The organism is Sphingobium agri (assembly GCF_023051225.1).
Classification (GTDB): domain Bacteria; phylum Pseudomonadota; class Alphaproteobacteria; order Sphingomonadales; family Sphingomonadaceae; genus Sphingobium; species Sphingobium agri.
This window is the reverse complement of the sequence record NZ_JALKHS010000006.1, coordinates 1,247,235-1,267,599: the sequence shown is the minus strand read 5'-3', so window position 1 is coordinate 1,267,599 and position 20,365 is coordinate 1,247,235. Positions and strand designations below refer to the sequence as shown.

The window sequence follows — 20,365 nt, the reverse complement described above, 5'->3', positions numbered from 1 at the left end:
GCGCTAGGCCGTTCCTGATCAAAGCGCAACGGCCGCGTCACGCCACGCACTTGGCGCACGTTCCCAATATTTCGATTACCGGCCGTTCGGCCCGGAATCCCTGATGTTCTGCAACGGCGCGAACATCGCCTGTCACTGCGTCATCATCGATGTGGGTCGCTTCCTTGCAGTTGCGGCAAACAAGGAAGATGCAGTCGTGATGGCAACCAGGATGAGCGTTGGCGATATAGGCGTTCGCACTCTCAACGCGCATCGCGATATTGTTCGCGACGAACAGGTCAAGGATGCGATAGACGCTGTTTGGCGCAACCCGTTTGCCTCGCAATTTGGAGACATTGTCAGCAATGTCATAGGCGGACGTCGGCTTTTCTTCGGCCGCGAGGGCATCGAAGATGGCAGCCCGCATCGGCGTCCACTGCTCATTCTGAGCCTCCAAAGCGTTGCGGGCTGCGTCTGCCAAATTCGCGCCGGTGGGTTCGTGATGATGATGGTGTTCGGCCATATATGTTAATCTATGCGTGGGTGAGGTTTGGGGCAAGGGTGGGCTGTCACCCGCGCCAATAGGTCCAAGCTGCCCACAACCAACCGGCTATCATCAATGAACCGCCGATCGGCGTCACCGCACCTAGCCAGCGCGGGCCGCCAGCTGCCATGATATAGAGGGTGAACGCGAAGATCGCCGCTCCGATGAGGAGCAGCAGTGCCGGGCCTTGCCCACTCTTCGCCAGCGTCAGTGCAGCCACGGCATGGATAAGCTGATAGAACCCGCCTGTCCGTAACCATTCCGCTGCTTCGTGGTTGGATGCGCCGTGCGCTCCAAAAGCGCCCGCCGCAATGGCGAGGGCTGCCGACAACGAGGCAAGTAGCGCGATCATGCTCTTTCCTCTTCTTCCCCGCGGGTCAGCAAGCGCATCCTTCTGCCAGGTCTGAACATGAGTTCCTTGGCGGCGAGGAGCGTTCCTTGTTCGCCCTGGACGGTGAGGCGCTGATCGTCATTTTCGCGATATTTGCGCTCGACTTCTTCGATTTCCGCCTGGGGCACGCCGAGCGCTTCCATTGCCTGAACCCCCATGCAAATCGCGGATTCGAATACTTCGCGGACGACGCCGGTTATGTCCATGTCCTTCAGGGCCAGCAACTGCCGCCGGTCAAAGGCCCGGACAAGCAATGCAGCCTGAGGAAAGGTTTCGGCTATCGGTTCAAGGACGCGGCTGTCGAAAGAGGGATCGTCGTGACAGAAGGCGATCAGGCGCGCTTCATCAGCGCCCGATCGGCGTAACAGATCGATCCGTGTGCCGTCGCCATAATAGACTTTCATGTCGAAACGGCTCGACACCTCGATTTGAGCGGGCTTTTTGTCGATCAGTACAACTTCGAACCCGTGTCCCATCAGCATTTGGGCGACGGTTTGGCCAAAACGGCCGTATCCGACGATGATCGCGGTCCCGCGTGTCGCCTCATCAGGGCCTTCCGGGTTCCGCTGACCTTTCGGCTGCGCGAATTCCAGTCTCCGGGCGAAGAGCATGAGGAAGGGGGTTGTGGCCATGGAGAAGGTCACGATTGCGCTGAACAGGCTCGCGCCCTGCGGAGCGATCAGCAAGGCGTTTTGCGCCTGGGCGAACAGGACGAAACCAAATTCGCCGCCTTGGCTGAGTAACAAACCAGCCCCGATGGCTTGCGTCCACTCCATGCCGAATAGCCTGGCGAGGCCGGTTATCAGTAACGCCTTGGTGATGACTAGCATTGCGGCCATGCCGATGACGAACAAGGGATTCGCCGCAACTGCTTGCAGGTCAAGCACCATGCCGACAGCGAGGAAGAACAATCCGAGAAGGATCGACCGGAACGGCTCTACGTCCGCCTCTATCTCATGCCGATAGGGCGAGTCGGCAAGCATCACACCTGCGACGAAAGCCCCGAGGGCAGTGGACAAGTGAAGCGCATGCATGATTGCCGCTGCCGCGAGCACGGTGAAGAGGCCGACCGCTACGAACAACTCGCGCTCGCCCAGCCTTCCAACCAGTTGCAGCAGGGGGCGCAGGATGAACCGGCCAGCCAATACGAGCCCTGCGATCGCGGCCACCGTGTAGCCGGCCAGCTGGATCCCCGGAGGGCCTCCAGCATCAACCGGATTGCGCGATAATGCTGCCACGATGGTGATGAGTGGAACAATGGAAAGATCCTGGAACAGCAGGATGGAAAAGACTTTTTCGCCAAAAGGTGAATTGATGCGGCCGCTGCTTTTAAGGCTAGGTAGTACCTGCGCTGTCGAGGAGAGGGCAAGCGGAAGGCCGAGGGCGATGGCGGCGCCCCATGTGAAACCAGTCAAATAATAGATAAGCGCGGTCAGGGCCAAGCCGCAGATCACGACCTGCGCAAGGCCAAGAGCGAAGATGTCGCGCTTCAACCGCCATAGCCGCGCCGGGTGAAGTTCAAGGCCTACAAGGAAAAGCAGCAGGACGATGCCGATCTCGGCGATCGCAAGCTTCGATTCCGCGCCACCTACAAGGCCGAGACCCTGCGGTCCGACTAGCGCACCCGCGACAAGATAACCAAGTACGGCGCCCAGGCCGAAGCGGCGGAAGAGCATGACGAAGAGCACGGCGGCACCCAGCAGAATGACGCCTTCGGACAACAGGACATCCGTTGCGGAAAGAGGCGCATGCGCCGCTGCTGCTGGCGAATTTGGCATCAGGCGGCCGCCATGCGGGCAGCTTCGGCAACGGCCTCGAAACTCAGGCGGATGGAAGCGTGGCGGGCAGGATATGCGCGCGCAGGAGCCAGTATGGCGAGCCCCGGCCAGAATTCCAGGTCATCGCCTTCGCCCGCAAGATAAGCCGCCAATCTGTCGCGAGCTTTCTCGAGTTCAGAGACGGTCATGCCGACTGCCTGAGCAGCCATCAGCGCGGCCGAAGCCTGCCCTAGCGCGCAGGCTTTGACGTCCAGCCCTAGTTCGGCAAGACTTCCCCCCTCCATCCGAACATCCGCAATCACGCGCGATCCGCAAGTTGGAGACCTTCTTTCCACAGTGGCTTGCGGCTGCGCGAGGCGCTGATGATGCGGAATGCTGGCGGCAAGGCGCAATATATCCTTGTTGTAGAGGGCGCTCATGCTCTCGCTTTAGGACAGCCGAAGCGCTTGAGGAAGGCTGCACATATTATTTGTAGATGATCTTGAGCTTGGCTGCCGCGCTCGCAGCCAATTCGCGCGCGCTGTCCGTATTGTTAGCCAGCGCCAGCGCCACGCCCATCCGCCGGTACGGGCGGGTTGATGGTTTGGCAAAGATGCGGAGATCCACTTCTCCGCCCGATGCGTCCAGTGCATCGGCGGCACCTTCAATTGCGAAATGTTCCGATGCGCGGTCAGCCAGCAGCACGGCCGAAGCAGATGCACCGTTCAACCGTACCTGGGGCACGGGCAAACCCAGGATCGCTCTGGCATGCAGATCGAACTCACTCAGATTCTGTGAAATCAGCGTGACCATCCCGGTATCGTGAGGCCGGGGAGACAGTTCGGAGAAGATGACATCCTCTCCCTTCACAAAGAACTCGGCGCCAAATATCCCATAGCCGCCTAGATTATCGACGACGGCGCGGGCCATATCCTCCGCCTTGGCCAAAGCAGCCGGATGCATTGGCGCAGGTTGCCAGCTTTCCTGATAATCCCCGCGCTCTTGCCTATGCCCGATCGGCGGACAGAAGCTGACCCCGTCGCGGCTTCGAACGGTCAGCAGCGTGATCTCATAATCGAAATCGATAAACTGCTCGACAATCACCCGGCTGCGGTCGCCGCGCATGTTGGCCACGGCATAATCCCAAGCCTGTTTCAGCTCATCTGCAGAATGGACCGTGCTCTGTCCTTTTCCTGAAGATGACATGACCGGTTTGATCACGCATGGAAAACCGGTGTGCTCAGCGCCCTGGCGCACCTCTTCCAAACTTTCCGCATAGCGATAGCGGGATGTGCGGAGGCCTAGCTTCACCGCTGCCACCTCCCTGATGCGATCGCGGTTCATCGTCATGATGGTGGCACGGGCGGATGGAACGACCGTCAAACCCTGCGCTTCGACTTCCGCCAGCACCTCGGTACGGATGGCTTCGATTTCGGGCACGATATAGTCTGGTTGGTGCCGCTCTATCGCATCACGCAGCAAGCTCTCGTCCAACATGGAGAAGACTTCAAAACCGTCCGCAACCTGCATGGCGGGTGCACCGGCGTAGCTGTCGCAAGCGATGACCTCACAGCCGAGCCGCTTGGCGGAGATAACGAACTCACGGCCGAGCTCGCCTGACCCCAACAGCAATATCTTCGCGGTAAATGCCATCTATATCCTCGAATCGCCCCCTGTTGCGGAGAGGCATGCCGCCCGCCTGGTTCAGCCGTCAATCATCTCAAGGTTCCACGCCTTCATCCACTGGCTGAGTGGGTGCGATGCGAGGCGGGGGTGCCGCCGGGGCAGGGGGAAGCTGCGGCGCGTCAGGCTGGCCAATGGGCAGGCGCAACTGACTGGGGCCGATGTTGACTGACATGCCATCTTCATCGACCCCAACGCTCATATTGCCGAGGCCTGCCTCTATCGTCACATTCGCGATTGCGTTGACCAAGTCGCTATCCTGCTGCTCGGGCGGCGTTTCGACAGGCTCGTTGATCGCTCCCGACATGAAGTTGCGCCAAATTCGCGCAGGCACGCCCCCTCCTGCGCTACCCCCAGGAAGGGGTGTATTATCATCATTGCCGACCCATACAGCCGTCACCAGCCCACCCGCATAGCCCACGAAGATGGCGTCCCGGCTGTCCTGCGTCGTTCCGGTCTTGCCGAAGGTGCTTGTGCGCAGCGCCGCAGCGCTGCCAGTGCCGCGGTTTGCAGCCGAGGACAGCAGGTCCCGGATCATCTCCAACTCATCCTGGCTGAAGTGCCGCTGTCGGCTCATCAGCCGCTCGAACCATCCCTGCTCCTCTGGCGGCAGACCGTGGGCGATGACAGGATAGGCGCCCGCCGCAACGGTTGCGTAAGCCTGCGCAAGTTCGATGAGCGGGATTTCCGATGTGCCGAGCGCGAGGCTGAGATCCTCGGTCAGCGGGGCAGTTACACCGAGATCACGAGCGACCTTGATGACGGCGTCCACTCCCACCTTTTGCGTCAGCCTCACGGCGGCGACATTGCTCGATGCTGCGAAAGCCTGACGCAAGGTGATGCGTCCGCGATATTTGCCGCCGTGATTGGATGGACGATAGGTGCCGCTGGTGATCGGCGTGTCCTCAACAAAATCCTCCGGCGTCATTCCAGCGCGGAAGGCCGCGAGATAGACGAACAGCTTGAAGGTCGATCCTGGCTGCCGCTTTGCCTGCACAGCCCTGTTGAAACTGCTCGTGCGATAATTTTTGCCGCCAATCATCGCTACGACGCTGCCGTCAGGCTTCATCGCCACAAGCGCTGCTTCCGCCTTTCCCAGCGGCGCTCTGCGGATTGCTGTCTCGGCAAGCCTCTGAATTCGCCAATCCAGCGTGGTGGGAATGGTCTGCGCGCCATAAACAGCACCTGCGCGATCACGCGCCTCTGGCAGCACCCAGTCAGCGAAGTAGGTGCCCGTAGTCGAAGCGGGCGTCTCACGTACATCCAGACGGGCAGGACGTAGGGCGTTGCGTTCAGCCTTGCTGATATACCCAGCATCCACCATCGCCTGCGTCACGAGGGCGGCGCGCGTTCTTGCGCCCTTGAGGTTCGTCGTGGGTGCCAGGCGGGACGGCGCCTTTAGCAACCCGGCGAGCATCGCAGCCTGGGGAATGGTCAGCCGCTCGGGCTGACGGTTGAAATAATGAAGCGAAGCTGCGCGAAGGCCATAAACATTGTCGCCGAAATAGACGTTAGACAGATAGCGTTCGAAAATCTGGTCCTTGGTCAGCCATGCCTCCAGCCAGAAGGCGATCAGGGCTTCCCGAGCCTTGCGGCCGAACGTTCTGTCGCTTGACAGGAACACGCCCTTGGCGAGCTGTTGCGTAATCGTACTCCCGCCCTGCGATGACCCATCGGACCATAGATTATGCCAAGCCGCGCGCAAGATGCCGCGAGGATCAACGCCCCAATGGCTGTAGAAGCGCCGATCCTCGATCGCCATGAAGGCCTGTGGCACATGCTTGGGAAGATCCGTCATAGATACGGGGCGATCGATGATCGCGCCACGTCGAGCGATCAGATGACCGTCGGCGGAAATGAGGCTGACGCTTGGCGGGGCGATCGGCTTTAACGATCTCGACATCGGCGCTGTGACTGCCAACCATGCGATCACCAGCATCAGCAGGGCCAGCAATCCCGCGACGATCCAGCCGACGATCTGAAGTCGCCGACGCCAGGGCGTAGGCGGTGCGAATGCGCTGGGTGGGCCTGCGCCGAACTCGCGTGCAGGCTGATCTGGCTGAGGGGCGGGCAGGGGGTCTCTCATCAGCTCCGATATGCTGTATTATAGGATTGATACGGTCAAGAGCGTCCTGTCGTGGGACAGTCACCGGTTAACCACGATTGAGGATAGCCGGATTGGTGAATCACACGTTAACTTGCCGCTATGCGAACACGTCCGCTGATCCTTACCAACGAATCCTCGCGTCATCCTTTCCGGCAGGCTTTGCCGCGCCATGTGCTGACAGTGCAGGAGAGTTCGGTTTCGGCGTCAGACGATAGCGATTGGAAGCTTTTTCTTCTCAGCTTCTGCGCCTTTTTCACGGCCTTCTACAGCTTCATCTTTTAGGACGACTTGATCAGTCGCAGGCCTTGTGAAGCCTCCAGGCCAGCCAAGCGCAAGGAAGGCATAGGACAGCAACCAGCAGCAACTGATTGACGACGGACATGCCCGCGATGCTGAGGCTGATGGCAAAGAGCGACCCCAGCACCATGGCACCGGAATTCACGATGTTGTTAGCCGCTACAGTCCGGGCGGCTTCACACTTTTCGACCGTCGTGGTGAGAAAGGCGTAAAGCGGGACTACGAACATGCCGCCGAACGTCGCTACGCCTAGCAGGCATGCCGACAATGCGAGCGCCAGCGGATGGGCCAAAAAGCCTCGAAGCGAGAGCATGCCGCCGCCAGCCTCGGGCGTCCACAAGTCGCATACGATGTGGAAGGCAATGATGCACAGACCCATGCCGATGACGGCAGCTGGCGCATAGCGGGCAGACACATGCCCTTTCAGCAGGCGATTGATGGCGATCGAACCAATGGCGATCCCAACAGAAAAGATCGCGAGGAACAGGCTCGCCACAGGCTTGTCCGCCGACAGCACATTTTTGACGAGTGGGGGGAACTGGATAAAAAGTATCGATCCAACCGCCCAGAACAAGCTGATCGCCATGATCGCCAGAAACAGGCGGCGGATGTGCATGGTGCCGCGCACCAGCGTGACTGATGATCGGATGATGTGGAAGTCGATCGGCTGTCGCCCAAGCAGCGATGGCGCGGGCGGTACTTTCCTGCCTGCCACATATCCGATGGCAGCTGTTACAACGATCCCGATCGCGGCAACCTCGACTGGAATGATACCTGCCAGGATGGTGCCGGCGAGAATGGCTATATAGGTCCCTGCCTCGACCAGGCCCGTGCCGCCGAGAACTTCGTCATCATGCAGGTGCTGAGGAAGGATCGCGTATTTGATCGGGCCGAAGAATGTCGAGTGAACCCCCATAGCAAAGAGAGCGCAAAGCAGCAGCGGGATCGCGAGGCTATGGATCGCAATGCCGCTCCAGATCAGGGCGAGGCCCGCTGCGCCAACCAGCATTATGACGATTTCCGCCGCTTTGACGTAACGGATGATGACCGCCTTGTCCCGCTGATCGGCAAGCTGCCCTGAAAGGGCCGAAAGGAGAAAGAAAGGCAGGATGAATATGCCGGTCGCCAAGGCGCTGAACCAGGTCTCGGACCGCTCGTCATTATAGACGCTGTACACGACGAACAGGACCATCGCGTTCTTGAACAGATTGTCGTTGAAGGCGCCGAGCAGCTGAGTGATGAAAAGCGGCAGAAAACGTCGCTTGTTAAGGAGCCTGAGGGAGGCTTGCATAGGCAAGAAGGTCTTCTTCGCTGTGGACGAGCGGAGCGCGGTCTAGCGGCTACGGCTGCGACTGTCCAACCCATCCGGACGATAAGCGATCCCAGCCTCTCCACCGCTGCTTGTGCAACGCTGCGGACTGTGGCAGTCCGCGCCCATGCTGACGCTGCCCAATTTGCTGACGCTTTCGCGGATATTGACTGTGCCTTTGCTGGTCGCGTTGCTGTGGCCTGCAGAGGTCGGTGCGCGTTGGACGACTGGCTATGCCCTGGCATTCGCCCTTTACTGCCTGATGGGCATTACCGACTATTTTGACGGCTATCTGGCGCGAGCGCAGGGTACTGTGTCGAAGCTGGGCGTTTTCCTTGATCCTATCGCAGACAAGATCATGGTCGGCGCGGTTATCCTGATGCTGGCGGCAACCCGCGATATCGCGGGTATTCACATCGCGGCCGCCATGATCATTCTGCTGCGCGAAATCGCGGTGTCGGGCCTTCGCGAATTTTTGGCCGGGCTCCAGGTTTCGGTCCCCGTCTCCCGCTTGGCGAAGTGGAAAACGGCGTTTCAGCTTATCGCTTTGGGCGCATTGATATTTGCGGGCGCGGTGCCAGCCTTCCCGTTGGTGCAGTTGCTGGGGATCGCTACGCTGTGGGCGGCTGCCATACTGACGCTGATCACCGGATGGGACTATCTGCGCGTCGGCATCAAGCATATGGATTGAGGGGTGGCTAAGCTCGACATCCTCTACTTCGCTTGGGTCCGGGAGATCATCGGCTGCGATAGCGAGCAAGTCGATCAACCTCCCGCAGGCGTGACGGTAGCTGACCTGATCGAACAACTGGCGGCCCGTGACGGCGGCTACGGCCAAGCATTGGGTGACCAGTCACGATTGCGCGCTGCGCTGGACCAGCGGTTCGTACCGCTGGACAGCCTGGTCGGTGAAGCGCTGGAGCTGGCAATCTTCCCGCCGGTCACCGGCGGATGAGCCGGGTCTCCATCCAAGAAGAAGGCTTTGACGCTGGTGCTGAACTCGCGGTGCTCGAAGCGGCAGGTGGGGGCGCCGTCGCTAGCTTCACCGGCGTTGTGCGTGGAGAAAATGACTTGGTGGCGTTGGAGCTTCATCACTATCCAGCGATGACAGCTGCTCAGGTCGAGCGGATAGTTGACGAAGCGATGGGTCGCTGGCCGCTGCTAGGCGTGCGCGTTATCCATCGCTTTGGACGATTAGGGCCGGGCGAACATATAGTTTTCGTCGGAACGGCATCGCGCCACAGATCGGCTGCTCTGGAAAGCTGCGCTTTCCTCATTGACTGGTTGAAGTCCGAAGCGCCCTTTTGGAAAAAGGAATATTTCGCCGACGGCGGAGCCAATTGGGTCGAAGCGCGTGTCGAGGACGAGGCGAAAGCCAGAGGCTGGACCCGCTAAGATCAGGCGGCGGCGCTGGATTGCGGGAGATCGGCAGCATCTCGCAACAGTTCGGCGAGCAGGCGAAATTCCTTCTCCCTCGGACTGTTCTTGCGCCAGACCAAAGCGATGTCGCGATGTGACCGGTCGGATCGCAAAGGGCGCGCGGTGATCTGGGTATGATCCAATATACCGCCGGCGATCGCCATTTCCGGCATGATAGTCATGCCAAGGCCGTTATCGACCATCTGCACCAGCGTGTGCAGGGACGTCCCCATCATCATGGCGCTTGAACGAATTTCCGGCCGGTTGCAGGCCGCCAAAGCATGGTCCTTCAGACAATGCCCGTCTTCCAGCAGAAGCAGCTTCGTTTCATCGATCATGTCCGGCGCGATCCATTCTGGCGGGTCGCGTGGATCATCCTGTGGAAAAGCAACGTACAACCGGTCCTGGAAAAGCAGTTCGCTGTCCAACTCACCAGTGGGGAAAGGCAGGGCCAGCAGCACGCAATCAACATTCCCATGACGCAGTGATTCTATGGCAGTTTGCGTCGTCTCTTCTCGAAGGTAAAGCTTGAGTTCGGGTCTGTCCGCCCGCAGCCGTGGGAGCAGCCTGGGTAGCAGGAATGGGGCGATCGTCGGAATCACGCTCATGCGTAACTCGCCCGTGAGCGGCTTTCCCGATGCTTCGGCAATGGCCGCCAGCTCTTCCGCCTCGCGCAACACGCGATGTGCCTTCTCGACTATGCGGTCGCCTAGGGCGGTAAAGCGCACAACTCTCCGGGTCCGCTCTACCAGCGTCACGCCGATGAGAGATTCCAGCTCCCGAATCCCTGCTGACAGGGTGGATTGCGTAACATAGCAGCTGTCCGCTGCCTTGCCGAAATGCCCATGCTGTTTCAGCGCCACAAGATATTGCAGCTGCTTCAGCGTAGGCATGTAGCTCGACATCAATCGCCTTTCTCGATCAGAACGGCGAAGATAAGAGCATCAGCCGATATATCCAAGCCATTTGGCGACGCCGAACAAGGATGTGAGCGTCAAGATCGTTCCAACTGCCGTGAATAGCATGCGCGGTGCGACATGGCGGGCGAGCATCGCGCCAAAGGGTGCAGCGATGATACCGCCTAGCAGGAGGCCAACGGTGTAGGTCGTGAAAGCTTGCCACCCCAGATGCAGGATGAAGGTCAGGCTGATCGAGAGAGTAAGTACGAACTCGACAGAGTTGACCGTCCCGATAGTATGGCGAGGGCTCGACCCCTGAATAAGCAAATTCGATGTCACGATCGGGCCCCAGCCACCGCCTCCTGTCGCGTCCATGAAGCCGCCAACCAACCCGAGGGGCGCTACCCATTTCGGATCGCGCGGTTGCGGCGGCAGGTGGAAGCCGCGCCAGATGAGATAAATCCCGATCGCGGTCAGGTAGACTTGAACGAAGGGCTTTATCACTGAACCATCGATGTTCGAGAGGATATACGCCCCCGTTACGCCGCCGATGACGCCGGGAATGATGAGGCGAGCGAAAAGTCGCCAATCAACATTCCGGTGCGCGATGTGACTTATCGCTGAAACGGCCGTCGTGAATGTCTCTGCCGCGTGAACGCTTGCCGACGCGCGGCTAGGTGGTACGCCCAGCGCCAAGAGCAGGGTGCTTGAGATAACGCCGTACGCCATCCCCAGCGCACCGTCGATCATCTGGGCTCCAAACCCAATGAGAATGAACGGTAGGAGTTCGCTGAGATGAGCGAGAACGGGATCGGTCATTCAAGGGGCCCCTGGTTGATTGTCTACCGCAGTGATAGGTATATCATGGCACGCCAAGAAACATTCTGTTTTATGGTCAGAAGCCGAAATAGCCGACATCTGGAAAAAACTTGGCCGTGGCCTTATGTATGACCCTTCGATTTTCAGGGGCCGCTGCATGTTGCGCAATCTTATCGGCTATTTGGACTCGGTCAAATCCCGTGATCCAGCTCCACGTTCCCGGGCTGAAATCCTCCTTTATCCGGGCGTTTGGTCGGTCGGATTTCATCGGGTCGCGCATGGCCTGTATCGCGCGCGGCTTTATTTCCTGGCGCGTGCTGTCAATCATTTTTCCCGGTTTCTTACCGGAAACGACATTCATCCAGGCGCACGCATCGGCAAGCGTTTCTTCATTGATCATGGGTTCACGGTCATCGGGGAAACCGCAGAGATTGGCGATGATGTTACCCTCTATCAGAATGTAACTCTTGGCGGCACAGATCCTGCGAATGGCATTGCCGGAAAGCGCCATCCGACGCTTGCCGACGGGGTCATCGTGGGTTCAGGCGCGCAGGTGCTCGGCCCTGTACATGTTGGCCCGAGGGCACGCGTGGGCGCGAACGCCGTGGTCACGAAAGATGTGCCTGAAGGTGCTACAATGGTTGGCATTCCTGCCCGCCAGATGCTGGTCGACGTCACCGCCTATCGTCGTGAGTTCCTACCTTATGGCACGCCCTGCAGCGACTGCTACGATCCTGAAAAGCATAAGCTGGAGCAGCTTCAGCATGAAGTTGAACAGTTGCAGAAGCGGCTGGCGGAACTTCTTGAACGAAAGAAAGTAGGGTCGCTTGGTCCCGATGATGACATCCCTCTGTTCAGGGAGCGTGGTCGCGCCTCATGACCAACGTGACCCCGTTCCCCTCCAAAGCCTCCGCAGCGGGGCAAACGGGGTTTGATCGTTTGGAGTTGCAGCGCATCATGGATCTCTACGGTCGCATGGTTTCGGCCGGGTACTGGCGTGACTATGCAATTGATCTGGGCCGTGATGCCGCCGTCTTCTCGGCGTTTCGCAGAGCAGCCGAACGTCCGGAATATCGCATTGAAAAACGCCCCTCGCTTCGCCATCGCCAGGGAATGTGGGCCCTGATCGGGGAAGCAGGCGGCATTTTGAAGCGAGGGGCCGAACTGCAGGGCATTCTTGCCCCTGTAGAACGCAGATTGCTCAAGATCGTTAACGACTAGTCGCGCTCGTGCGTCTCATATACCCGATCCACAGGCGCACGGCTCGGCCTTCCGCAAGATCGGACAACTGATAGGATTGTTAATGACCTTGCCGGCGCTGCTTCGAGAACGCTTATCGTTGCCACTGATCGCGTCGCCAATGTTCATCGTCTCACAGCCCGCGCTGGTGATCGCACAGTGCAGGGCCGGGATCGTGGGATCCTTCCCGTCCCTCAACGCCCGGCCTTCAGGCGTATTCGAGGATTGGCTTCAACTTCTGAACCGCGAACTGACTGATCAGGACGCGCCATTCGCCGTCAACCTCATTGTCCATAAAACGAACGCCCGGCTGGAAGAAGATCTTGCGCTCTGCGTGAAATATCGCGTTCCGGTTGTGATCACCTCTTTAGGCGCCCGCACTGACGTCAATGAGGCTGTGCACAGCTATGGTGGCATCGTCCTCCATGATGTCATCAACAATATGTTTGCCAGGAAGGCCATCGAAAAGGGGGCTGACGGACTGATCGCGGTTGCGGCGGGGGCAGGGGGCCATGCAGGTACTTTGTCGCCATTCGCCCTGGTCGAAGAAATCCGCGCCTGGTTTGATGGTCCTTTGATCTTGTCGGGGGCCATCGCGACGGGACGCTCGATCGCCGCCGCCCGGATGATGGGGGCCGATTTGGCCTATATGGGGTCAGCTTTCATTGCGACCGAAGAGGCGAATGCGGACCAAAGATACAAGCAGATGATCGTGGACAGCAGTTCAGGCGACATCGTCTATTCCGACTATTTTACCGGGGTCCTCGGCAATTACCTACGGCCTAGCATTACGGCTGCTGGTTTCGATGCAGACAGGTTGCCGCAGGCCAGAGACATGGACATCGCTTCCATGGCCGAAGAGGACAAAAAGGCCTGGAGGGACATATGGGGCGCGGGTCAAGGAATAGGGGCGGTACGGAAAATTCAGCCCGCTGCTTTGCTTGTTCAGGAGCTTAAAGCTCAATACAGGGCTGCGGTTATGGCGTTCCAACTACAGGAAGGCGCGTAATTCACGCATGAAGGAGTCGAATTGATCATGATGCAGCCAATGGCCTGCATCGGCAAACTCCACCAACCGCGCATCCTGGAAATAGGCTGCCCTACCGTCCTCGACGGGGTTGGATGCCCAACTGTCCAGACCCAGGCATAGCAGAACGGGACAAATGATCCGCTCCCAGAAATCGGGGAGATCATGGTCCGTCATGTCCTGGGGCGGGAAATGGCGCAAATAAGGATCAAACTTCCATTCATAGCTGCCGTCTTCATTGCGATTGACGCCGTGTGCGGTCAGATGGAGCGCCTGCTCGCCTGACAGATGGTCGTTTCTCTCTCGCATACGCGCAACGGCGGCCTCGAGCGTCGGATAATTGCGTGAGGGTTTGCGAGCGCTTGCGCGACGCCGCTCTATCCATTCGCGCCAGCGATCAGGAGCAGGATGGGCGGCCTTTTCCTGAAGAGCGTCGGGAGAAAGGCCAAGTCCTTCGATGGCGATCAACCGGTCTATGCGGTCCGGAAAGAGCCCCGCATAGCGCAAGGCGATAGATCCTCCGAGTGAATGGCCGACCAGAATGACCTTGTCGCGGCTGACCAGATCAACAAGCTGCGCGAGATCATAGACGAAATCCGCCATCGAATAGGTCCCTGCGGCTGACCAGGCGCTGTCACCATGGCCTCGAAGATCAAGCGCGACGACATGGAAGTCGCGCGCGAGTGCCCGCGCTGTCCAGTCCCAGCTGCGCGCATGATCGAGCGCTCCGTGAACCAGGATCAAGGTGGGGGCTGACCGATTGCCCCAATCTACATAATGGAGGCGAGTACGCAACGAAGTGAAGAAATGCGATGTCGGGCTCAACGGAGCAATGGGGTCGGCATGTTCGCTCACGGGTGATGCAAAAGTGGGAGTAATATTCATGTTTTCAGGCGCGCTCCCCGATTCTGGACCGGCTGCATCATAACGCAACTGTTATAACAGATTCTCGGGAGAATTGATGACGATAATGAGTAAAGGTCTCATCCTGCCGTACCAATTTGGGAGCAGGATTGAAAATAGCCAGAGCTCTCAAAAATCGGGGGATCGTCCAAACGGGATTACGCGCTCAGCAGAGGAATCATGACGCGCAATAGACAGCATGCGGGCCAGTTCAGCTTGCTTGAAGGGCTTATCAAGCCGCAACCGCTTGGTGGCGTGCGGCGGCAGTTCCGCATAGCCGGTGATGATGATGACGGGTAGGCCGGGATGAGTCTCATCCAGCGCATCGGCCAGCTGCGCGCCTGTCATATTGGGCATGGCGTGGTCGGTGATGACAAGGTCTACCTCGCCTTCGGCCAGCATGCGCAGCGCGTCCGCGCCGGAACCAGCCTGAAATACCGTATGTCCCAACTCCTCCAGCATACCTGCGGTGTTCGTCAGCACCAGGTCGTCATCATCGACGGCCAATATGACCAAGGGTTGATCGCTCAGGGTGAGGATGGACGGGGCAGGACGTTCCTCATCCGTCGCATTTGCATCCTCTTTGGCGACAGGGAGCCAAAGCGAGACAGTCGTGCCGCTCCCGCGCTCGCTTGAGATGATCAGCGAACCGCCGCATTGTTCAGCAAAGCCATGGACCATGGACAAGCCCAAGCCAGTTCCCTTGCCAATTCCCTTGGTGGTGAAGAAGGGCTCCCGGGCCCGCGCGAGCGTATCCTCATCCATCCCTTTCCCTTCATCGATGACGGAGAGGCGTACATAATGTCCGGTGGGCAGGTCAGGCCGCTGTTCTGCCAGCAAATGGGCTTCGGCGCCTTCGACAATGATCCGGCCGCCACCCGGCATGGCATCACGTGCATTGACGGCCAAATTCAGCAACGCCAGTTCTAGTTGCGCCGGATCAGCATGCGCCGAACTGAGCGAAAGGGGAAAGCGGGTTTCGATCGTGACCGTCGATCCCAGAGTGGATTTCAATAGTCCGGCCATGTTCCGGACCAGCGCGATGCAGTCGACGCTCCCAAGTTTCAGTTCCTGACGCCGCGCGAACGCCAGCATGCGTTGGGTCAAGGTGGCGCCTCGATCCGCTGCCGTCATGGCATTGTCGATGTAGCGTGAAATGTCGCCCCCGGTTTCGAGCCGCTGCCTCGCCAAATCCAAACTTCCGACGATGACGGCGAGCAGGTTATTGAAGTCGTGCGCGACGCCTCCTGTCAGCTTTCCGATCGCATCCATCTTCTGGGATTGGAAGATGGCTTCCCGCGCCTCTTCCAAGGCCAACTGGGTTTCGCGCCGTTCGGTGAGGTCGCGTGTGATCTTTGCAAAGCCTATCAGCTCACCCATGGGGCTGCGAATGGCGTCGATAACGACATTGGCCCAAAAGCGCGAGCCGTCCTTGCGAATGCGCCAGCCTTCCGCTTCGAACCGGCCCTCCCTCGACGCAGTCTCCAGGGCGCGGGAGGGAATTCCGGCCATCCGATCTTCTTCGGAATAGAAGCGGGAGAAATTCTGGCCCAGGATTTCGTCGGCGGTATAGCCCTTGAACCGTGCTGCTCCGGCATTCCAGCTGGTTATCGTGCCGACAGCGTCAAGCATGTAGATGGCGTAGTCGGTTACGCTTTCGACCAGCAGGCGAAATCGTTCCTCGCTCGCCTTCAATGCCTCTTCCGCCGCGCGGCGTTCCGTCAGATCGCGTGTAACCTTGGCAAAACCTATCAACGTGCCGCCGGGATCCCGGATCGGATCGATGACGACGCTGGCCCAGAACCTGCCTCCGTCCTTGCGTACGCGCCATCCTTCGGCTTCGAACCGGCCATCCCGCTCGGCTGTTTCCAGTGCTAGAGCGGGAATGCCCGCTGCCTGATCTTCCGGTGTGTAGAAGCGGGAAAAGTGCTGACCAACGATTTCGTCGGCCTCATATCCCTTGAACCTGCGCGCGCCTGCATTCCAGCTGACGATCGTGCCATTGGTCGAAAGCATGTAGATCGCGTAGTCAGTGACGCTCTGGACAAGCAACTCGAAGCGGTTTCCAGAGAACTCCGGCGCCGCCGTGCTCATAATTTCCCCATTACGCTATTCTATCTTCTCGAATCCATCAAACACACTGGACCGTTCATCGTTCCGCTAGCGAACCGCTTTGTAACGCGGCATAAGCCATCCCTCTATTAACTAAAGTATATTTTTGAACGTTTGAGGGAGTTGAACGGCGGGCCGCGTGAAATTGAGGTGCAAGTCGTTGACCTTGCAATACTCAGCGGCTAATCCCCGGCAGCGCGCGGGTGTAGCTCAATGGTAGAGCATTTGCTTCCCAAGCAAGTGACGAGGGTTCGATTCCCTTCACCCGCTCCATGTCGTCCATCATCAACCGACCTGCCGCTTGGCGAGCTTTCGCGCCAGGGTGCGGCGATGCATACCGAGGCGGCGGGCCGCTTCGGATATGTTGAAGTCGCTGTCCTTCAGCACTTCATGGATATGTTCCCACTCGAGCGTCTTGATCGATGTCGGACGCGGGGCGAGGGGCGTCGATGGATCGCCAGAGGAGCGGGCGAATGCCGCTTCGATGTCATCGGTATTTGAAGGCTTGGCGAGATAATGGGATGCGCCGAGCTTGATCGCTTCGACGGCTGTCGCGATGCTGGCAAAACCTGTGAGGACGACGATCAGCGTCTCGGGATCATGGGCGTGGAGGGTCTGGACGCAGACGAGGCCGGATTCTGCGCCGAGCTTTAAATCGACTACCGCAAATTGAGGCTGATGCTGTTCGAGCAGCGTCACGAGCGCTGCGTGGCTGTCGGCGGTCAGGACTTGGTAGCCGCGCCGCTCGAAGGACCGCTTGAGGGTTTTGACAAAAGCCTCGTCGTCTTCGACCAGGATGAGCAGCCGGTCATCTGCCATCATCGTGACTCCTCCAATCCGACGGTGCTTAATGGAAGGCGGAGCAGGACGAGTGCGCCGCCGTCCGCGCCGTTGCTGGCGGATACGTTGCCGCCGAGTTTACGTACCACGTTCACGACCAGGAAGAGGCCAAGGCCGCTGCCTTGCTTCCCCTTGCTTGAACGGTAGGGCTTGCCGAAATCGGCGAGCATCTGTTCGCTGAACCCCTTGCCATTGTCACGGACAGCGATGTTAAGCGATGTGCTGTCGCGCCCGACCAGAAGATCGATGTAGGTGGCGCCAGCTTCTCGGGCGTTGTCGAGCAGATTTGTGATGGCCTGGCGAATGACGGGATCGGCGATGATGCGGGGATAATCGTGGGGGCCGAAATCGCAGCGGAGGGGAATTCCGGGATTGGTGGAGCGCCAGCTTTGGGCGATTTCAAGAAGGAAGTCGCGAATTGGCGTGACTTTTGGAGCTTCGCCCCGGGCTTCTCCTGAGGAAATGAGAATGCCTGTCAATATCTGTTTGCAGCGTTGGACGGCGGTCTGCATTTCGCCGACCTCTTCGAGAAGGGAAGGGTGGGCGGTGATTTCGGGCATGTGGCGCCAGTCGCCCAGCACGACGGCGAGCTGGGAGAGGGGGGTGCCGAGTTCATGGGCGGCGCCGGATGCGAGGAGGCCCATGCGGACGATATGTTCTTCCTCAGCGGCTTGCTGGCGCAATTGGGCGAGATAGGCCTCGCGCGCCTGAAGGTTGCGGGTCATGCGGCTCATGAAGAGGACCAGCAGCACCGCGATCATGGCGAGGCAGATCCAGGTCCCGAGGATATGCAGATCGAAAAGCCGCCCCTCCAGCGCATCGGTAAGATCCAACGGCCGATAGACGAGAGACAGCATCGCGGCGCAGAGCAAGGACAGGAGGACGATGCCCCAGATGCTCCAGCGATCGAGCAGCACCGCGCCCAGCGCCACCTGGAGAAGGTAGAGCGCAATAAAGGGATTGGTCGCGCCGCCGCTGAGATACAGCTGGGTGGTGAGCAACAGCACGTCGAAGACGAGCGCTAGGAACAGCTCTGCACGGGCCACATCGGTCCGGCGGCGCAGCGTGGCGAAGGTCGCGATATTGACGGCCGCTGCGATCGAGGCGACGAGCAGCATGGCGGCAACGGGCAAGCGGATGCCCATGGCCCAATGCACGAAAAGGATGGTGGCGACTTGTCCCGCTATGGCGATCCAGCGCAGCTGGGCGAGCAGCGCCATATTCTTGCGCCCGGCGGCATCCGCAGGCCATTGGCCGGGGAGCAGGCGGGCGCCGGTGGACAGCCACCCTTTCAAGACCGTCTCTCCTTCCATAACTGGCGCATGACGAAGATGTACGCGCCAGCCGCCATCGCCGCCAGCGCGAACCATGTAAGGGCGTAGGAAAGATGGCTGTTGGGGAAGGTGAGGACGGTAAGGCCGCCCACAGGTAGCGATGCCGGAGAACCGCTGCGTTCGGCGTCGATGAAATAATTGGCGACCGGCGGGCGAAGCTGGCGCGCGCGGGCAATGGCCGCCACATCGCGCGAATACCAGCGGTTTGCGGCAGGATCGTTGGAGCGCAGGAAGCCGCCGCCCGGCTCGCTAAGCCGCATCAGCCCGGTTACGCGCACTTGCCCGCCGGGCATGGAAAAGCGGGCGCGTGCCTCTGGCGGCACGAAGCCGCGGTTGACGAGCAGGGTGAAGCCGCGATCCGTGACGAGCGGGGTCAAAACCCAAAAGCCTGCGCCGCGCGCGGTCGATGCCTGCACCAGAGTTGCGCGGCCGTGCAGGAACCGGCCGGTCACGATCACGCGGCGATAGGCGTCATCGCCGCTGGCCGAAGGAGGAGCGGGGACGGGCGCTGCATGGACGCGGCTTTCGACCTGTTCGATCAGGTCGCGCTTCCACGCGAGGCGATTCACTTGCCAAAGCCCCAAGCTGACCAGCCCCGCGACCGCAAGAAGCGCGGCCATCGAGAACAGGATCAGGAACCCCGCCGAGCCACGGCGGGGCGGATGGTCTGTCACGGCATCTGGCTCATGTCATGCACGCTCATATCCTGCATCTGCGGCATCATATTGTGATTGAGATGATACATGACCCAGATGGAGCCGGCGAGCGTGATGACGACCAGCACGATCGTGAAGATCAGCGCCAGCATCGTCCAGCCGCCTTCCGACCGGGTATTCATGTGCAGGAAGTAGATCATGTGCACCAGGATCTGAACGACCGCGAAGCCCATGATGGTGAAGGCGGTCAGTTGCGGATCGCCCAGCACCCCGGTCATGACGAGCCAGAAGGGGATGGCCGTCAGGATGACCGACAGGCCGAACCCGATCATGTAGCTGCCGAAGGTGCCATGGGCAGGCGCCTGCCCATGATGATCGTCGTGATGGCTGTGGCCGTGCGCGCTCATCGCAGCATCCCCATGAGATAGACGAAGGTGAAGACGCCGATCCAGACGACGTCGAGGAAGTGCCAGAACATGCTGAGGCACATCAGGCGGCGCTGGTTGGCGGGGATCAGGCCCTTTTTCGCGACCTGCGCCATCAGCGTCACCAGCCAGATGATGCCGAAGGTGACGTGCAGGCCGTGCGTGCCGACCAGCGCGAAGAAGGCCGACAGGAAGCCCGACCGCATCGGGGTCGCGCCTTCATGGATGAGGTGGGCGAATTCGTAGAGCTCGATGCCGAGGAAGGCGAGGCCGAACAGTCCGGTGATGGCCAGCCAGCCCTGCGTCGCAGCCACCCGGTTCTTTTCCATCGCCAGCATGGCAAAGCCATAGGTAATGGACGAGAAGAGCAGCATCGCGGTGTTGAGGGCCACCAGCGGCAGGTCGAACAGATCCTTGGGGCCCGGCCCCGCCGCATAATTGCCGCCGAGGACCGCATAGGTCGCGAACAGGCAGGCGAAGATGAGGCAATCGCTCATCAGGTAGATCCAGAAGCCCAGCATGGTACTGGACCCTTCCGGATGATGGGGCTCATGTTCCAGGTGGAAGAGCGGATTGCCGTCCTTGTCGAGGAAAGCGGCGTCTACGGTAGGTGCGCTAGCCATGG

The 20,365-nt window shown here is 59.7% G+C and carries 23 protein-coding genes and 1 tRNA gene; 8 read left to right on the top strand and 16 right to left on the bottom strand.

Annotation, left to right across the window (positions count from 1 at the left end):
• Positions 1-37: 37 nt before the first annotated feature.
• The 6 genes from MU848_RS09590 to MU848_RS09565 all read right to left on the bottom strand — a co-directional run bounded on the left by MU848_RS09590 (position 38) and on the right by MU848_RS09565 (position 6,452).
• Positions 38-502: a Fur family transcriptional regulator gene (locus tag MU848_RS09590; protein ID WP_201513601.1), complete on the bottom strand. Its 465-nt coding sequence runs from the start codon at positions 500-502 to the stop codon at positions 38-40.
• Between the two features lie 46 nt (positions 503-548).
• Complete coding sequence (locus MU848_RS09585; RefSeq protein WP_247231422.1) at positions 549-875, bottom strand: DUF423 domain-containing protein; 327 nt, start codon at positions 873-875, stop codon at positions 549-551.
• The gene (locus tag MU848_RS09580) at positions 872-2,692 is read right to left on the bottom strand and encodes a cation:proton antiporter domain-containing protein (protein ID WP_247231420.1); all 1,821 of its coding nucleotides are present in this window, start codon (positions 2,690-2,692) and stop codon (positions 872-874) included. Before MU848_RS09580 ends, MU848_RS09585 begins: the two co-directional genes overlap by 4 nt.
• Positions 2,692-3,111 (bottom strand): iron-sulfur cluster assembly scaffold protein, encoded by a 420-nt coding sequence (locus MU848_RS09575; RefSeq protein WP_201513604.1) that lies wholly within the window; start codon positions 3,109-3,111, stop codon positions 2,692-2,694. Before MU848_RS09575 ends, MU848_RS09580 begins: the two co-directional genes overlap by 1 nt.
• A gap of 46 nt (positions 3,112-3,157) precedes the next feature.
• On the bottom strand, positions 3,158-4,324 hold the full coding sequence (gene purT / locus MU848_RS09570) for a formate-dependent phosphoribosylglycinamide formyltransferase (RefSeq protein WP_247231418.1): 1,167 nt from the start codon (positions 4,322-4,324) through the stop codon (positions 3,158-3,160).
• A gap of 67 nt (positions 4,325-4,391) precedes the next feature.
• Positions 4,392-6,452 carry a transglycosylase domain-containing protein gene (locus MU848_RS09565; protein WP_380800668.1) on the bottom strand — a complete coding sequence of 687 codons (2,061 nt, stop codon included), beginning with the start codon at positions 6,450-6,452 and terminating at the stop codon, positions 4,392-4,394.
• 108 nt (positions 6,453-6,560) lie between these two features.
• Between MU848_RS09565 and MU848_RS09560 the strand changes: the two genes are divergently transcribed.
• Positions 6,561-6,743: a hypothetical protein gene (locus MU848_RS09560; RefSeq protein ID WP_247231414.1), complete on the top strand. Its 183-nt coding sequence runs from the start codon at positions 6,561-6,563 to the stop codon at positions 6,741-6,743.
• A gap of 10 nt (positions 6,744-6,753) precedes the next feature.
• Here MU848_RS09560 and MU848_RS09555 read toward each other — a convergent pair whose 3' ends face one another.
• The gene (locus MU848_RS09555; RefSeq protein ID WP_247231749.1) at positions 6,754-8,049 is read right to left on the bottom strand and encodes an MFS transporter; all 1,296 of its coding nucleotides are present in this window, start codon (positions 8,047-8,049) and stop codon (positions 6,754-6,756) included.
• 145 nt (positions 8,050-8,194) lie between these two features.
• Between MU848_RS09555 and pgsA the strand changes: the two genes are divergently transcribed.
• The 3 genes from pgsA to MU848_RS09540 are packed head-to-tail and all read left to right on the top strand — an operon-like array spanning position 8,195 to position 9,462.
• Positions 8,195-8,758 (top strand): CDP-diacylglycerol--glycerol-3-phosphate 3-phosphatidyltransferase, encoded by a 564-nt coding sequence (pgsA, locus tag MU848_RS09550; RefSeq protein ID WP_097091381.1) that lies wholly within the window; start codon positions 8,195-8,197, stop codon positions 8,756-8,758.
• 3 nt (positions 8,759-8,761) lie between these two features.
• Entirely contained in the window at positions 8,762-9,022 is a 261-nt protein-coding gene (locus MU848_RS09545; RefSeq protein WP_201513607.1) for a MoaD/ThiS family protein, read from the top strand.
• Positions 9,019-9,462: a molybdenum cofactor biosynthesis protein MoaE gene (locus tag MU848_RS09540; protein ID WP_247231412.1), complete on the top strand. Its 444-nt coding sequence runs from the start codon at positions 9,019-9,021 to the stop codon at positions 9,460-9,462. The genes MU848_RS09545 and MU848_RS09540 overlap by 4 nt, the downstream gene beginning before the upstream one ends.
• Before the next feature lie 2 nt (positions 9,463-9,464).
• Here MU848_RS09540 and MU848_RS09535 read toward each other — a convergent pair whose 3' ends face one another.
• Positions 9,465-10,391: a hydrogen peroxide-inducible genes activator gene (locus tag MU848_RS09535; RefSeq protein WP_097091384.1), complete on the bottom strand. Its 927-nt coding sequence runs from the start codon at positions 10,389-10,391 to the stop codon at positions 9,465-9,467.
• Positions 10,392-10,430: 39 nt separating this feature from the next.
• The gene (locus MU848_RS09530; protein ID WP_097091385.1) at positions 10,431-11,204 is read right to left on the bottom strand and encodes a sulfite exporter TauE/SafE family protein; all 774 of its coding nucleotides are present in this window, start codon (positions 11,202-11,204) and stop codon (positions 10,431-10,433) included.
• A gap of 157 nt (positions 11,205-11,361) precedes the next feature.
• On the opposite strand from MU848_RS09530, the gene epsC reads away from it, so the two are divergent.
• From epsC to MU848_RS09515, 3 genes are all read left to right on the top strand, one after another.
• Positions 11,362-12,084: a serine O-acetyltransferase EpsC gene (gene epsC / locus MU848_RS09525; RefSeq protein ID WP_247231747.1), complete on the top strand. Its 723-nt coding sequence runs from the start codon at positions 11,362-11,364 to the stop codon at positions 12,082-12,084.
• On the top strand, positions 12,081-12,425 hold the full coding sequence (locus tag MU848_RS09520; RefSeq protein ID WP_247231409.1) for a DUF2794 domain-containing protein: 345 nt from the start codon (positions 12,081-12,083) through the stop codon (positions 12,423-12,425). The genes epsC and MU848_RS09520 overlap by 4 nt, the downstream gene beginning before the upstream one ends.
• 82 nt (positions 12,426-12,507) lie before the next feature.
• The gene (locus MU848_RS09515) at positions 12,508-13,452 is read left to right on the top strand and encodes an NAD(P)H-dependent flavin oxidoreductase (RefSeq protein ID WP_247231408.1); all 945 of its coding nucleotides are present in this window, start codon (positions 12,508-12,510) and stop codon (positions 13,450-13,452) included.
• On the opposite strand, the gene MU848_RS09510 is transcribed toward MU848_RS09515, so the two are convergent.
• Both MU848_RS09510 and MU848_RS09505 read right to left on the bottom strand, forming a co-directional pair.
• The gene (locus MU848_RS09510) at positions 13,435-14,325 is read right to left on the bottom strand and encodes an alpha/beta fold hydrolase (RefSeq protein WP_247231406.1); all 891 of its coding nucleotides are present in this window, start codon (positions 14,323-14,325) and stop codon (positions 13,435-13,437) included. The genes MU848_RS09515 and MU848_RS09510 overlap by 18 nt on opposite strands.
• 177 nt (positions 14,326-14,502) lie before the next feature.
• Complete coding sequence (locus MU848_RS09505; RefSeq protein ID WP_247231404.1) at positions 14,503-16,467, bottom strand: hybrid sensor histidine kinase/response regulator; 1,965 nt, start codon at positions 16,465-16,467, stop codon at positions 14,503-14,505.
• Between the two features lie 217 nt (positions 16,468-16,684).
• Here MU848_RS09505 and MU848_RS09500 point away from each other — a divergent pair.
• Positions 16,685-16,758, top strand: a tRNA-Gly gene (locus tag MU848_RS09500).
• Between the two features lie 12 nt (positions 16,759-16,770).
• Here the strand turns inward: MU848_RS09500 and MU848_RS09495 are convergent.
• Genes MU848_RS09495 through cyoC form a run of 5 tightly spaced genes read right to left on the bottom strand, consistent with a single transcriptional unit; the run spans position 16,771 to position 20,363 of the window.
• The gene (locus tag MU848_RS09495; protein ID WP_097092748.1) at positions 16,771-17,304 is read right to left on the bottom strand and encodes a response regulator transcription factor; all 534 of its coding nucleotides are present in this window, start codon (positions 17,302-17,304) and stop codon (positions 16,771-16,773) included.
• The gene (locus MU848_RS09490; protein WP_247231402.1) at positions 17,304-18,620 is read right to left on the bottom strand and encodes an ATP-binding protein; all 1,317 of its coding nucleotides are present in this window, start codon (positions 18,618-18,620) and stop codon (positions 17,304-17,306) included. Before MU848_RS09490 ends, MU848_RS09495 begins: the two co-directional genes overlap by 1 nt.
• Positions 18,617-19,279 carry an SURF1 family protein gene (locus MU848_RS09485; RefSeq protein ID WP_247231745.1) on the bottom strand — a complete coding sequence of 221 codons (663 nt, stop codon included), beginning with the start codon at positions 19,277-19,279 and terminating at the stop codon, positions 18,617-18,619. The genes MU848_RS09490 and MU848_RS09485 overlap by 4 nt, the downstream gene beginning before the upstream one ends.
• 50 nt (positions 19,280-19,329) lie before the next feature.
• Entirely contained in the window at positions 19,330-19,722 is a 393-nt protein-coding gene (gene cyoD / locus MU848_RS09480) for a cytochrome o ubiquinol oxidase subunit IV (protein ID WP_097091391.1), read from the bottom strand.
• Positions 19,719-20,363, bottom strand: coding sequence for a cytochrome o ubiquinol oxidase subunit III (gene cyoC, locus MU848_RS09475; RefSeq protein WP_097091392.1), 645 nt, complete (start codon positions 20,361-20,363; stop codon positions 19,719-19,721). The genes cyoD and cyoC overlap by 4 nt, the downstream gene beginning before the upstream one ends.
• Positions 20,364-20,365: the final 2 nt, after the last annotated feature.

Excerpts from the sequence above, each read along its gene's own strand:
- MU848_RS09590 (WP_201513601.1), bottom strand. The coding sequence starts at position 502 with ATGGCCGAACACCATCATCATCACGAACCCACCGGCGCGAATTTGGCA.
- MU848_RS09585 (WP_247231422.1), bottom strand. The coding sequence starts at position 875 with ATGATCGCGCTACTTGCCTCGTTGTCGGCAGCCCTCGCCATTGCGGCG.
- MU848_RS09580 (WP_247231420.1), bottom strand. The coding sequence starts at position 2,692 with ATGCCAAATTCGCCAGCAGCAGCGGCGCATGCGCCTCTTTCCGCAACG.
- MU848_RS09575 (WP_201513604.1), bottom strand. The coding sequence starts at position 3,111 with ATGAGCGCCCTCTACAACAAGGATATATTGCGCCTTGCCGCCAGCATT.
- purT (WP_247231418.1), bottom strand. The coding sequence starts at position 4,324 with ATGGCATTTACCGCGAAGATATTGCTGTTGGGGTCAGGCGAGCTCGGC.
- MU848_RS09560 (WP_247231414.1), top strand. The coding sequence starts at position 6,561 with ATGCGAACACGTCCGCTGATCCTTACCAACGAATCCTCGCGTCATCCT.
- MU848_RS09555 (WP_247231749.1), bottom strand. The coding sequence starts at position 8,049 with ATGCAAGCCTCCCTCAGGCTCCTTAACAAGCGACGTTTTCTGCCGCTT.
- pgsA (WP_097091381.1), top strand. The coding sequence starts at position 8,195 with ATGCTGACGCTGCCCAATTTGCTGACGCTTTCGCGGATATTGACTGTG.
- MU848_RS09540 (WP_247231412.1), top strand. The coding sequence starts at position 9,019 with ATGAGCCGGGTCTCCATCCAAGAAGAAGGCTTTGACGCTGGTGCTGAA.
- MU848_RS09535 (WP_097091384.1), bottom strand. The coding sequence starts at position 10,391 with ATGTCGAGCTACATGCCTACGCTGAAGCAGCTGCAATATCTTGTGGCG.
- MU848_RS09530 (WP_097091385.1), bottom strand. The coding sequence starts at position 11,204 with ATGACCGATCCCGTTCTCGCTCATCTCAGCGAACTCCTACCGTTCATT.
- epsC (WP_247231747.1), top strand. The coding sequence starts at position 11,362 with ATGTTGCGCAATCTTATCGGCTATTTGGACTCGGTCAAATCCCGTGAT.
- MU848_RS09520 (WP_247231409.1), top strand. The coding sequence starts at position 12,081 with ATGACCAACGTGACCCCGTTCCCCTCCAAAGCCTCCGCAGCGGGGCAA.
- MU848_RS09515 (WP_247231408.1), top strand. The coding sequence starts at position 12,508 with ATGACCTTGCCGGCGCTGCTTCGAGAACGCTTATCGTTGCCACTGATC.
- MU848_RS09505 (WP_247231404.1), bottom strand. The coding sequence starts at position 16,467 with ATGAGCACGGCGGCGCCGGAGTTCTCTGGAAACCGCTTCGAGTTGCTT.
- MU848_RS09495 (WP_097092748.1), bottom strand. The coding sequence starts at position 17,304 with ATGGCAGATGACCGGCTGCTCATCCTGGTCGAAGACGACGAGGCTTTT.
- MU848_RS09485 (WP_247231745.1), bottom strand. The coding sequence starts at position 19,279 with ATGGCCGCGCTTCTTGCGGTCGCGGGGCTGGTCAGCTTGGGGCTTTGG.
- cyoD (WP_097091391.1), bottom strand. The coding sequence starts at position 19,722 with ATGAGCGCGCACGGCCACAGCCATCACGACGATCATCATGGGCAGGCG.
- cyoC (WP_097091392.1), bottom strand. The coding sequence starts at position 20,363 with ATGGCTAGCGCACCTACCGTAGACGCCGCTTTCCTCGACAAGGACGGC.